Below are 11,722 nucleotides of genomic sequence, written 5' to 3'. Positions count from 1 at the left end.
GCCGGAATACCAAGAAGCACTAGCCAGACTCACCGCCGAACGAGAAGCAGAACGACCACCAGACCCACCACCCGACAGCAGCTAGCACCCAACCACCACACACAGAAAAGCGGCGGTAACCTGCAAGAAAAGCGCTCCCAATAGAAAGAAAACCCGTTAGACAAAGCCATGCTGGCGGGGATATCGGCGATCCCGCACAACGACAGCCGCCCAATGCGCGTCATCCTACGCTCTAGCGATTCTTACCGGCTTCAGTTATGAGTGCGAATCCAAACGACGCCGCGCTGCCCCATGGCGATTCTGGGTGAGTGTGGGGCGGGGACGTCGTCAAGCATAGGTTTACCACTAGGCGTCGACTGGCGGTGGCCCCGGCGTCTCGTCGAGGATCCCCGCGTGTACCAGATAGCTGGCAAGGTCGACGTAGTTGGTCACCACCTCGTCCGGGTCGTACCCACCCATCACGTACTCGATGACCGCGTTACGATTCTCGAGTACTTCCACCATGACGAATTCCTCATCCTGTCCAAAAATTGCGATCTGGGAACCGCGAGCGGACGTGTAATCCACAACGGACTCCTGCAGCCCCACGCGCTCCGCGTCGCGAATGGCTCCCTGATTCTCGGTGTACTGAGCGACAAGCTCACCGTCGGCCCCATAGAGGCAGGAAATGGTCGGGACCCACTGCGCGTCGTAGCCCTGATCTGCTGACTCACCGAAATAGGACGTATCTTCGTAGCACTCGGACGTCAGCTCAGCCAGAGGTGTAGGAACAGACGCCGGCACCTCGGACTCTCGGATAGCGTCAACATCATCGACGTCAATCGTGCGCTCCCAATAGCCGGCATCAGAGGCAGCGACCTCTCCTGGCCCATCTTCCAATCCAGCGGCAAAGTCCTTAAAAGCAGAAAACGCCGCCACAAGAGCGAGCCCTGTAACCAGAATAAGACCGAGGATTATTGCTAGAACAATCCACAACACTTTCTTCGAACCGGGCTTCTTCTGTGGCGGTTGCGGCATCCCTTGGCCTTGCCCATTAAAACCGTGAGGCGCTTGGTTGTGCCCAGGTTGGACGTGGTGCGGGTTCTGGCCAAACCCGCGGGGAGGAGACTGAGATTGAGAGTTGTCGAATGGATTCGTCATGTCGCTCAATTTAACAGAGAACCACGTCACACAAACCCTAAAAATGCAGGATGCGAGGCCTAATCCCCACCGGTAGCTGTAATGCTTTTCGGTCTGGCAGGCCGGAGCACTAGACTTTTTACCCGATGACTACTTTCGCCGAACTCGGCCTCCCCCGCGATGTTGTTCGTATCTTAGACAAACAGGGCATCACGACCCCCTTCCCTATCCAAGAAGCCGCTATTCCCGACGCCCTCGCCGGCAAGGATGTCCTCGGCCGTGGCCCCACAGGCTCGGGAAAGACCTTTACGTTTGGTCTCCCTATGCTGGCCCGATTGGCGGAGTCCGGGGTGTCGCGTCCGGCCCACCCGCGCGGGCTGGTCCTAGCACCGACGCGCGAGCTGGCAACCCAGATCCAGCAGCGCTTAGAAGAACCCGCGGCAGCATTGGGACTGCGGGTACTGGCAGTCGTCGGGGGTGTCAACATCAACAACCACATTCGCTCGCTTGCCCGCCCGGTTGACCTGCTCGTTGCCACACCGGGACGCGCCCAGGACCTCATCGACCAGGGCAAGCTCTTCTTCGACCACGTCACTATCACCGCCCTCGACGAGGCGGACCAGATGGCGGACATGGGCTTCCTCCCCCAGGTACGCAAGCTGCTCAATCTCACGCCGGTCGATGGTCAACGTTTGCTCTTCTCCGCCACCCTCGACGGCGAAGTCAACAAGCTGGTCAACCAGTTCATGCACGATCCCGTCACCCACTCCACCGCCCCCGTCGAGGCAGCCGTCGACACGATGGAACACCACCTTATTTTCATCGGCACCCGCGAGGCCCGCAATGACGTCGTTCTTCGCCTCGGCGCACGCAAGGGCAAGACCATCATGTTTATGCGTACCAAGCATGGCGTCGACAGGCAGGCCAAAAAGCTGCGCCGCGTCGGAATCAACGCGCTGCCCCTGCACGGCGATAAGGGCCAGGGCTCACGTACCAAGGCCATCGAGGGCTTCGCAGACGGCAGCGTTCCGGTACTCGTCGCCACCGATATCGCTGCCCGCGGTATCGACATCGCCGACGTCTCCCTTGTCGTCCACGTCGATCCGCCAGCTGAGCACAAGGCCTATCTGCACCGCTCCGGCCGTACTGCACGCGGAGGCGACTCCGGCACCGTAGTCACACTCGTCACCGACGAGCAACGCGATGAGGTGGCAAAGCTCATCGCGAAGGCGGGCGTTGCACACACCGACCTCGACATCAGTGACCGCGCCAACCCAGCCAGCAGCCCCGAGCTCGCCCAGATGACGGGAGCTCGCAAGCCCAACGGCGAACCGCTCGGCCCACCACACCAGCAACCATCAAAGAAGAAGCCACAGAGTCAGTCCGAAAGACAGTCTGCGCGTCGACGATCGGGTAGCCGTAACCAGCGCCGCCGACGGGGCAACGCAGGTCAGCGATGATTCTCCAGCCTAAAACCTGGCAAACCCGGATGACCATGCACGAGGAGGCGGCCAACGAGTATCTCGCACGCTACCGCCACCCGGGCTCGTATCACCCTGTCTACGACTTCCTTTTCGAGTACTACCCCGTCCGCCCGTCACACCTGCGGCGTTGGCACCCAGGCGTCGGTGTGACTCTGGCCGGCGAGGTCCCACATGCTCAGTGGAACTACTACCACCGCACTGATGAGGGCGTCACGGTGGACACTGAGGCCTTCCTCGCACGCCGCGGTAGCACCGTTCGTTACATCCTGAATCTGCTAGAAAAGACCACGCATAACCCCACCCAATTCGATTGCTTTGGCCTGCACGAATGGGCCATGGTCTACCACACCGATTCTCCTCGCCATGACTTGCCGCTGCGGTTAGGGGCGGAAGGGACGAATGAGGTCGTCGATAGGCACCGCATCAAGTGCACGCATTACGATGCCTTCCGCTTCTTCACTGAGCCCGCGCGCCCGCTCAACCTCACGGTGCTGACTCGCGAGGGGCAACCGGAGAACGACCAGGCTGGCTGCGTCCATGCGACTATGGATTTGTATAAATGGGCGTGGAAATTGGGGCCATTGGTACCGGGTGAGTTGTTCCTCGACACCTTCCGGCTAGCCGTGGCAGCACGCACACTTGATATGGAAGCTTCACCCTACGATTGCCGCGAGTGGGGCTTTGGGGTCGTCCCCATCGAAACGGCGGAAGGAAAGTCCGAGTACGTGCGTCGCCAACGCGCGCTTGCCGACGCCGCCGAGCCCCTGCGCGCGCGGCTTGTCTCCCAAATTCGCGCCGCACTGCCCGCTACAATGAGGAACCATTGATGTGACCCGACGGGGCGCGCTGTGCCGCCCCGCGAAACCAGCGCGGAAGGAAAGAGATGGCCCGGCACTCGGATGGAAAGAATAACTACGCATTTGCACCGTGGGTCATCATCGTGGCCGTTTTAGCGGTGCTGGCGCTGGTTATCGGAGGATTCTTCCTCTTCCGCGGAAACGATTCCGATTCCGGTGAAACGGTGGCGGCAGAATCAACTACAGCTAAGACGGAGGAGACCTCTACTGCACAGGCGACAACGTCGGCCGCGCCTGCGTCGTCGGAAACGGCGAAGGACACCGAATCGACGTCGGCCGCCCCCAGCTCGGAGGAAAAGGCCGCAGAGGCAAAGGTTGCGCCGAATACGTTGTTCCTCCTCGATACGTCCGAGAACCTCACGCCCTATTTCGATGCGGTAAGCCAGGGTGTGGCTGAGGCGGCGTCGGCGGCCGGCGCGGAGGGAAGCCAGGTGGGCCTCTGGAACTACTCCTCCCCTCTTTCCGCCTCGGCAACCGTGGGTTACCGCCAAAACGTGTCGTATGGGGATACCGATAACGTTGCCTATGCCGTAGGTATGTTTGGCACGGGTGGCGTTCCGCAAACCCGCAGTGCTGTGGTAGCCGCACTGGATAACGCAACCGACCAGGTGGCTGAAAGCGGCAAGGACACACGCGTTGTGCTCGTAACCACCGGCACGCAGCAAGATATGGATGATGCTGCCTTCGCCGAGGCCGTAAAGAATGCCCGCGGCGAAGGAGTGAGCTTGAGCGTGGTGCACGTGGGTAACGGCGAGAAGGATGCTGAACTCGAAAAGCTGGCTGATTCCTACAGCACGGTCGCAGATCCATCCGATGCCCAAGACAATGCAACGGCCATCTCGGCCGCAGTCGGCGCACGCTAGACGCGGGCTCTCGTGCAAAGCGAGTCCGCGGGGTGCACTCCCAGAGCGCAGAAAGCCGCCGCATCTTTCCCCAGGACACTGACGTGAGCAGCAGTGCAGGAAAGACGCGGCGGCGAGTGGCTCGAGTTTAAGAGCTCTTACGCTTGCGGCGAGCAGCGAGCTCGTCGAGGCCAACAACGACGTCAGTTTCTTCTTCCTCCACGACGCGCTCGGCCGGGAAGGACGTGATGGTACCGGAGAGCTCCTTAAGGATGCCAGGTACGGCGATACCGAATACGCCTTGGCCTCCGGCGAGGAGGTCGATGACTTCATCGTTGGACCGGCACTCATAGACCGTGGTGCCGTCGGAGACAAGCGTGAGCTCCGCCAAGTCATTAACGCCGCGATCCCGCAGGGATTCCACGGCGAGGCGGATGTTCTGCAGAGAAATACCGGTGTCCAGAAGGCGCTTGACAATCTTGAGCACCAATACGTCCTTAAAAGAGTACAGACGCTGGGAGCCAGAACCACGCGCGGTGCGGATAGAGGGCTTGACCAGGTCGGTGCGTGCCCAGTAATCCAGCTGACGGTAGGTAATGCCGGCTACCTGACACGCGATGGGAACGCGGTAGCCCAACTCCTCGTCCGGTCCGACGTCGAAGAGGGATTCCTGGACGTAGCCGTTCGTTGCGGCGTCATCGAGCGGCAGGGCGCGGGACTCAGTGCGGTTGTTTTTACTGCTCACGTAATTACTCCAGTGATGTTTGAGGGAGTTCTATTTTTCTATTAAAGGCCACGTCAGCGACCACGTCAAGGGTCGCCCTCCGTGAACCTCTAGTAGAACTTTAGACTTTTTTGGTCACTTTGTCATCATTAGTCACACGCGTGTCATTAAAAAATTCGCTGATAACAAGTAAAAGCGGCACCCAGAAATAGTGCCGCTGTGTCTAGCATGGAGCGCTGGTGAGTATGTCGAGCCGACCGCCGCCTTCTACGGACGAAGCTCAGCTGAGCGAGCGGGCGTTAGCCCTCATCTTCCGGCGATTCGCCCCCAAGCAAATCTTCTTCGGAAATTCCGGAGTCACGCATTAGCTGCTCGAAGCCATCGTCTTCCTGGGCTTTCTGCCGAGCTGCCATCTCTTGAAAATCGCGCGACCTCTTCTCCGGGAAGGTCTCTGGGGACTTAGCTTCGCGTTCGAGACCGTAGTATTCCTTGAGGTCTTCATCGCTAATGTAAACAGCGACCTCCTCGAGCACCTCCTTCTCAAACCGGATGGGCACCCCGTAGTGATCTGCTAGGACGAGGGCGTCACAGATGCGGGCGTCGTGCTCCTCACCTGTTCCGTCGACCACGTCGACCATGAAAGCGCCCTTGTGGTACTCGGAGACACAAATATGCTCGATCCCATCAAGCTGGTCGGCGAAGGCAATCAGGAGTTCATAGGTAATAGGCCGCGCGTTGTAATGGCGCTCCAGCACCTGGAGAACGCGGGCTCCATCAATAGGCGAGACCCACACAGGTACGTGCCGGTCTGCCTCTTCCCAGTAAAAGAGGGCGCACAAGTTATTCTCGGGGCCGACGGGGTGGATTCCTAAAAATTTCAATACTTCTGCAGTCATGGCACCCACTTTTCCACACTTTCCTCACGCGTGGCGATTGACAGAGCAGCCCTCTATTCCGCTACGGGCGGAACTCGTCCCGCAGCTCAGTCTTGACCAGCGTTCCATGAAGGGACAGAACAAGCGCCGCCATCTGCTGGGAGAGCTCTTCGGCCTGCTGCGGGGCCGTATCTGACTTCGAATGCGCCACCGGAGAAGCGACCTGCGAAATCATGTCTGCCTGCCGGCGGGCGGCATTGCGCAGCGACTTCAATTGCCGTGCCTCAAAGCCGAAAGACTCTAAGGCGACAGCCGCCGACACGATAGACACGTCATCTGTGTCAAAGAATCCCGCCGGATCCGGCTTAATGAGCCCCACCGAGACCAGCTCCGCAATGTTTTCCTGCGTGGTCCCGGCTTGGTCGGCCACGTCGGCGTCGGTAAGCCTGGTCACCACTGGTGCTCGCAGCTGCTCGGCACTGATCAGTGCCTCAGCCTGGGAGGAGACAATGGCGGTGACTTGCCCCGAATCCATCGCCTCCAGCTGCTCACGAATAACCTTGAGCGGCGTGTAGTGATCGCGCTGCGCGGTCAGAATGTAGCGCAGGCGGTCAAGATCCTTCTGGTAGTAGCGACGGTAGCCCTTCGCGGTGCGTTCCGGAGTAATCAGACCCTCAGATTCCAAAAAGCGAATCTTCGACACCGTCACGTCCGGGAACTGCTTCTGCACGTGCTTCAGCGTTACGCCAATAGACATGGGCTTTTGCTTGGTCTTCTTGGCCGCCGAAGATGCTGTTGCTGCAGCTGCGGTGGACTTCTGAGCGCTCACGATGGGACTACTACTGCTTTCTACGCGGATTCACTTTGACAAAGGGCAGGCACAGTGAGGAAGCAAGACCGGCTGCTCCCCTCGCACCCCCGCTTCGTCCTTGCTGACGGGTACTGCCCTATTTGGGGGCGATGAAGACGAGGCGGAACTTACCAATCTGGATTTCGTCGCCGACTTCCAGTACCTGCGCATTGCGCGGCTCGCGGTTGACGTAGGTGCCATTGAGCGATCCGACGTCCACGACCTCGAACTGGCCATCCTTGGCGCGGAATTCTGCGTGGCGGCGGGAGACGGTGACGTCATCGAGGAAGATATCTGCTTCCGGGTGGCGGCCGGCGGTGGTGGTCGGCTGATCAAGCAAGAAGCGCGCGCCGGCATTCGGGCCTCGCTTCACGACGAGCAGGGCCTGGCCTTCAGCCAGGTTCTCAGCGCCAGCAACGGAGGCGTCGGAACCCGCCGCGGTGCCGTTTTCCATCTCCTTAAGAAGATCAGCGCGGAAGACAGAAGTAGTCTCTGCCTGCGGTTCCGGCGTTCCGGTATTCTCGCTCATTTTTACCTCCGAAGGGTCGGATCGATGTTGACTCATTCCATATTAGCGACTCCGCTGCGCGCGCGAGTCGCCTCTCCACAAATACATTAACGGAAAATGTTTCCTATGCCCTTGAGCACGGAATTTCCCCCGCCAGACAATGGGTTATCGGAAACCATATAAGTCCAGGTGGCGCTCGGGCGGGACAGTCCATGATCCTCTAGGTGAGCACCATCGACATCAATAAGCACGGTCTTAAAAGTATCGACGGCATCATCAACCGCGCGCTGCGCCAAATCCTTGAATTCGCGTACGGCGATGCGGTGGTATTCATCGATGGGGGTCTCGCGAGCAATGGCACGCAAGTGAATAGATTCACGCACGTCATCCATCAGCTCCAAGTGGTCGGCCCACGCTAAGTCGAGGTGGTAGAGCATGATCTCGCGGGCGGCGCGCTCACGGGCATCCACGGGGACGTCGCTTAGCTCGGCGGCGCGATCGGGCGCTCGCTCAGCGAGCTCCTGCCAGGCCTGGTCTGTATCGAGCAACTTGGCACGGCGCTCATCGATAATGATGCGCTGATCCGCCAGCAGCTGGTTGTACTTCCACGTCTGCGCGTGAATTTCCAGTAACTGGCCTTCCGTCACCCGCTGACAGTGTGCGATGAAGTCTCGGACTCGCTTGGATTCAATGAGGCCATCGGCATTTGGCCGAGCCGACAGGGACTCGTCTTCCCCACCCTGCTGAACTACGTCGTCCTCCAACGACACGAAGAAGAGCGACATCCCCGGATCTCCCTGGCGTCCAGCACGGCCACGCAACTGGTTATCCAATCGCGAGGAACGGTGCCGCGAGGTGCCGAGCACTGCCAAACCGCCCTTTTCAACAACGGCTTCACGGTCAGACTCATCCGCGCCGCCCAGCTTGATATCGGTGCCGCGGCCCGCCATCTGGGTAGACACAGTCACTCGCCCCACGTCGCCTGCTTCCGCGACGATGCGCGCCTCGTCCTCATCATTTTTTGCGTTGAGGACGTTGACCGTAATCCCCTGTTCACGTAGGGCTTCGGCGAGGTCTTCTGATTCAGCAACATCGTGGGTACCCACGAGTACCGGCTGGCCAGTGCTATTGATTGCCACGATTTCATTGACGATGGCACGGGATTTTTCATCCACGGAGGCATAAATGCGGTCAGGTTCGTCGAAGCGCTGCAGTTCCTTGTTACGGTCGATGACCGAGACGTGCAGGTCATAGAACTGACGCAGTTGGTCTGTTGCCTCCACTGCGGTTCCGGTCATGCCGCACACTAGCGGATAGCGCCGCATGAGCTCCTGGAGCGTAATGGTGTCGAGGATGCGCCCTCCTTCTGATACCTCCAAGCCTTCTTTGGCCTCCACCGCGGCCTGGAGGCCATCCGGCCAGCGCTGCAGTTCCGCTACGCGGCCGCGGGAGGCGTCGATAAGCTGCAGTTTTCCGTCCGTGATGATGTAGTGAATATCGCGGATAAGCAATGCCTTAGCGTGCAGCGCTAAGTTAACTTTGACCAGCACGGAGCCGATGTTCTCCTCCGAGTAGAGCGAGTCGAGTCCCAATTCGTGCTCCACACGTGCCGCGCCCTCATCGGTGAGCGCTACCGTGCGCCCATCCTCCGCAATAACGTAGTCCTGCTCCTCTCGCAGCCGGGACACCACGTTGGTGATGTGGCCCGTAGATTCCTCACCGGGGCGATTTCCGGCGAGGACGAGGGGGACGAGGGCTTCGTCGACAAGCACAGAGTCCGCCTCATCCACCAACGCCACGTCCGCGCGCGCCTGCACCGTCTGCTCCCGGGAGGTGATCTGGTTATCCCGTAGCACATCGAAACCGAGCTCATTAACCGGCGCATAAATGATGTCGGAAAGGTAAGCTCCGCGTCGCTCTTCCGGCCCCATTTTCTCCGTCACGGAAGCCACCGTGAGTCCAAAGAACTCCACGAGTGGGCGCATCCATTCGGCGTCACGCGCCGCTAGATAATTATTAACCGTCACCAGGTGCACGCGCTTGCCGGTGAGCGCGAAACCAGTCGCAGCCATGGCACCCACCAGCGTCTTTCCCTCGCCGGTGGCCATTTGGATGACGTCTCCTTCTAAAAGTCGGAGCACAGCCTGGGACTGGACAGTAAACGGGCGCATGCCAAGCTTGCGTTCGCTCGCCACGGCCAATGCCGCGAGGAAACGAGACTTATCTGCAATTCCCCCGTCTTTCACGCAAGCGCGCGCAGTGGCGGCAACGTCAGCATCCGACAGGGCCGCAATGTCCCCCACTGCTGAATCGGCTGCCGTCACGACAGCCTTCGATTTCTTGTTGTTGCGCTCGGACTGCGCGCCCATTGCCTTCCAGAACCAATCGAATGCGCCCATGAGCACTCCTCCATCCTTGTGCGTCATACAGGTCTTCTATCGACTCTAGTCAACCCCGGTTCGCAAGCGTGCGTTCGCCCTTATATCCTTGTGGGCATGCAATCCGTGAACGTGTCGCTCCCCTCCAGCACCGGTACCGCGATGGCCGGAACCATCGATTTTCCCGACTCCCCTCCGCAAGCCTTCGCTATCTTCGCGCACTGCTTTGCCGGTTCGCGCCATACGCCGGGCGCGGCCCGCGTGAGCAAACAGCTGACCAACTTTGGCATCGCCACCCTGCGCTTTGATTTCCCGGGTTTGGGCCAGTCCGAGGGCAATTTCGCGGACACCTGCTTCAGCCAAAATGTTGCCGATATCCAGGCTGCTGCCGACTGGCTAGCACAGAACTATTCCGCACCGCAGCTACTCATGGGCCATTCACTGGGCGGGGCTGCCGCTCTGGCCGCGGCCAACAACATTCGCTCCCTCAAGGCTGTGGCCACCATCGGCGCCCCCTTCGATCCTGCACACTCCGTGCTGCACTACGCCGACAAGATCGGCGAGGTCGACGCCAACGGTGAAGTCGAGGTCACCCTTGGCGGCCGGGCGCTGACCATTTCGCGCCTCTTCCTCGAAGACCTTGCTGAGACCAACCCGGAGGACTATCTTCCGCGCCTGCGCAAGCCCCTCATGGTGCTGCATTCCCCCATTGATCAAACGGTGGGCATTGATAACGCACAAAATATTTTCCGGACCACGCGCTATCCCAAGTCCCTCGTCGCCTTGGATAAGGCCGATCACCTGGTGACTAAGCAGGGCGCGGCAGCCCGTGCCGCCGACCTCATCGGGGCTTGGGCGGAGCAGTTTATTGTTCCGGAGAACATTCCCACCCCAGTTGCTGAGGACTCCGCGCTTGCAATTCCGGCAGTTGGAACCAGGATGGGCGTCGTCGTGCACCACAATGACCGATCGGTGAGCGCTGACCGCACGAAAAAGAACGGCGGCAAAGGCCAAGGTTTCACCGCGGAAGGCCTTCTTATGTCTGCAGTGGCTACGGCAAGCACTCAGGCCATCAAAGAAGCAGGCAAGGCGCAGAAAATCGACGCGAAGGTGCTCGAAGCGGTATCTGTCAGGGTTAACCAAGAATCCGAATCTCGTTTCACACGTACGGTGACGCTTCCTGGCTTTCTGAGCGCCGATCAACAACGCGCGCTTGCCGACGCCGCCGCTTCCACCACCATCGATTCCCTCCTCGCTGTGGACATCGCCACCACCGTGGCAACCACTGCAGAATAAGCCGCCCATGGTTGTTCTTAACCCACTTGACCCTGCCGCCCGCTGTCCCTGCGGTACCGGCCTAAGCTTCGGCGAGTGCTGCTCGCGCTACCATGCCGGCACACCCGCCCCCTCAGCGGAGACCCTGATGCGCTCGCGTTTCAGCGCTTTCGTCGCCGGCGACGAGGATTATTTGCTGCGTACCTGGGACCCCGAAACCCGCCCCGAGCGCCTCGATCTAGCGGATACTGGGATCCGCTTCTACCGCCTCGACATTATCGACACCGTCGCCGGCGGCCCCTTGGACCAGACCGGCATCGTTGAATTCGAAGCCTTTTACAAGGGGGCCGCGAAGGGCTCGCAGCGAGAGCGCTCCTCTTTCCACCGCCAAAACGGGCAGTGGGTCTATTCCGCCGGAGAGTTTTAGCTGCCGCTAAAACAAAGGTTGAACTGGGATTTGTCGAAGCGAATACCGCTAGTGTAATCTGTAGCAGTTGCACCTAATGGTGCGGCGGCGGACTATGGCGCAGTTTGGTAGCGCACTACACTGGGGGTGTAGGGGTCGCAGGTTCAAATCCTGTTAGTCCGACAAAATTTAGGGACGGTTTTGCGAATCTAGCTTAAATCATTTGCGAAACTGCTCCGCATAGCTAAACCCACCGCTTCACCGCGGTGGGTTTAGTCGTTTTCGCTCTGTTCCAGTCGTTGACTAATAAGGAACACAACATGGTTCGTCCCCTCTAAAACGACTTCTAGCCCGGAACTTCTAGCCCGGAACTGTTATGTCCATAGGGTTTTTGGACATGGAGT

Annotated in this window: 11 protein-coding genes and 1 tRNA gene; 6 read left to right on the top strand and 6 right to left on the bottom strand. The window is 59.6% G+C overall.

The window, feature by feature from the left end; all coding sequences use genetic code 11:
* Positions 1-345: 345 nt before the first annotated feature.
* Positions 346-1,140 carry a hypothetical protein gene (locus HMPREF2993_RS12035; RefSeq protein ID WP_246822440.1) on the bottom strand — a complete coding sequence of 265 codons (795 nt, stop codon included), beginning with the start codon at positions 1,138-1,140 and terminating at the stop codon, positions 346-348.
* Between the two features lie 125 nt (positions 1,141-1,265).
* Between HMPREF2993_RS12035 and HMPREF2993_RS12030 the strand changes: the two genes are divergently transcribed.
* From HMPREF2993_RS12030 to HMPREF2993_RS12020, 3 genes are read left to right on the top strand one after another with little or no spacing between them, the layout of a single operon-like run.
* Positions 1,266-2,579 carry a DEAD/DEAH box helicase gene (locus HMPREF2993_RS12030; RefSeq protein WP_070702567.1) on the top strand — a complete coding sequence of 438 codons (1,314 nt, stop codon included), beginning with the start codon at positions 1,266-1,268 and terminating at the stop codon, positions 2,577-2,579.
* Positions 2,576-3,430, top strand: a complete 855-nt coding sequence (locus HMPREF2993_RS12025) for a 3-methyladenine DNA glycosylase (protein WP_070702565.1) — start codon at positions 2,576-2,578, stop codon at positions 3,428-3,430. Before HMPREF2993_RS12030 ends, HMPREF2993_RS12025 begins: the two co-directional genes overlap by 4 nt.
* A gap of 56 nt (positions 3,431-3,486) precedes the next feature.
* Positions 3,487-4,323 carry a vWA domain-containing protein gene (locus HMPREF2993_RS12020; protein ID WP_070702562.1) on the top strand — a complete coding sequence of 279 codons (837 nt, stop codon included), beginning with the start codon at positions 3,487-3,489 and terminating at the stop codon, positions 4,321-4,323.
* Between the two features lie 127 nt (positions 4,324-4,450).
* Here HMPREF2993_RS12020 and HMPREF2993_RS12015 read toward each other — a convergent pair whose 3' ends face one another.
* The 5 genes from HMPREF2993_RS12015 to secA2 form a co-directional block, all read right to left on the bottom strand.
* Positions 4,451-5,011, bottom strand: coding sequence for a MerR family transcriptional regulator (locus HMPREF2993_RS12015; protein WP_210401570.1), 561 nt, complete (start codon positions 5,009-5,011; stop codon positions 4,451-4,453).
* A gap of 314 nt (positions 5,012-5,325) precedes the next feature.
* Positions 5,326-5,922, bottom strand: a complete 597-nt coding sequence (locus tag HMPREF2993_RS12010; RefSeq protein ID WP_070702558.1) for a bifunctional nuclease domain-containing protein — start codon at positions 5,920-5,922, stop codon at positions 5,326-5,328.
* Positions 5,923-5,983: 61 nt separating this feature from the next.
* Entirely contained in the window at positions 5,984-6,730 is a 747-nt protein-coding gene (locus HMPREF2993_RS12005) for a transcriptional regulator FtsR (protein WP_046649387.1), read from the bottom strand.
* Between the two features lie 118 nt (positions 6,731-6,848).
* A complete protein-coding gene (gene odhI, locus HMPREF2993_RS12000; RefSeq protein WP_010186533.1) occupies positions 6,849-7,280 on the bottom strand; it encodes an oxoglutarate dehydrogenase inhibitor Odhl in 432 nt (143 codons plus the stop codon).
* Between the two features lie 86 nt (positions 7,281-7,366).
* Complete coding sequence (gene secA2 / locus HMPREF2993_RS11995; RefSeq protein ID WP_070702623.1) at positions 7,367-9,658, bottom strand: accessory Sec system translocase SecA2; 2,292 nt, start codon at positions 9,656-9,658, stop codon at positions 7,367-7,369.
* A 96-nt stretch (positions 9,659-9,754) separates the two neighbouring features.
* Between secA2 and HMPREF2993_RS11990 the strand changes: the two genes are divergently transcribed.
* The 3 genes from HMPREF2993_RS11990 (at position 9,755) to HMPREF2993_RS11980 (ending at position 11,501) form a co-directional block, all read left to right on the top strand.
* The gene (locus HMPREF2993_RS11990) at positions 9,755-10,933 is read left to right on the top strand and encodes a bifunctional alpha/beta hydrolase/OsmC family protein (protein WP_210401569.1); all 1,179 of its coding nucleotides are present in this window, start codon (positions 9,755-9,757) and stop codon (positions 10,931-10,933) included.
* A gap of 7 nt (positions 10,934-10,940) precedes the next feature.
* Positions 10,941-11,339 carry a YchJ family protein gene (locus tag HMPREF2993_RS11985; RefSeq protein ID WP_070681404.1) on the top strand — a complete coding sequence of 133 codons (399 nt, stop codon included), beginning with the start codon at positions 10,941-10,943 and terminating at the stop codon, positions 11,337-11,339.
* An 88-nt stretch (positions 11,340-11,427) separates the two neighbouring features.
* Positions 11,428-11,501 (top strand) — tRNA-Pro (locus tag HMPREF2993_RS11980).
* Positions 11,502-11,722: the final 221 nt, after the last annotated feature.

This window comes from Corynebacterium sp. HMSC068G04, from assembly GCF_001814885.1.
Lineage (GTDB): Bacteria > Actinomycetota > Actinomycetes > Mycobacteriales > Mycobacteriaceae > Corynebacterium > Corynebacterium hiratae.
The sequence above is the reverse complement of the archived record's forward strand: the minus strand, read 5'-3'. Positions and strand labels throughout refer to the sequence as shown.

Coding starts and splice junctions, on each gene's coding strand:
- HMPREF2993_RS12035 (WP_246822440.1), bottom strand. CDS start 1,140: ATGACGAATCCATTCGACAACTCTCAATCTCAGTCTCCTCCCCGCGGG.
- HMPREF2993_RS12030 (WP_070702567.1), top strand. CDS start 1,266: ATGACTACTTTCGCCGAACTCGGCCTCCCCCGCGATGTTGTTCGTATC.
- HMPREF2993_RS12025 (WP_070702565.1), top strand. CDS start 2,576: ATGATTCTCCAGCCTAAAACCTGGCAAACCCGGATGACCATGCACGAG.
- HMPREF2993_RS12020 (WP_070702562.1), top strand. CDS start 3,487: ATGGCCCGGCACTCGGATGGAAAGAATAACTACGCATTTGCACCGTGG.
- HMPREF2993_RS12010 (WP_070702558.1), bottom strand. CDS start 5,922: ATGACTGCAGAAGTATTGAAATTTTTAGGAATCCACCCCGTCGGCCCC.
- odhI (WP_010186533.1), bottom strand. CDS start 7,280: ATGAGCGAGAATACCGGAACGCCGGAACCGCAGGCAGAGACTACTTCT.
- secA2 (WP_070702623.1), bottom strand. CDS start 9,658: ATGGGCGCATTCGATTGGTTCTGGAAGGCAATGGGCGCGCAGTCCGAG.
- HMPREF2993_RS11990 (WP_210401569.1), top strand. CDS start 9,755: ATGCAATCCGTGAACGTGTCGCTCCCCTCCAGCACCGGTACCGCGATG.
- HMPREF2993_RS11985 (WP_070681404.1), top strand. CDS start 10,941: ATGGTTGTTCTTAACCCACTTGACCCTGCCGCCCGCTGTCCCTGCGGT.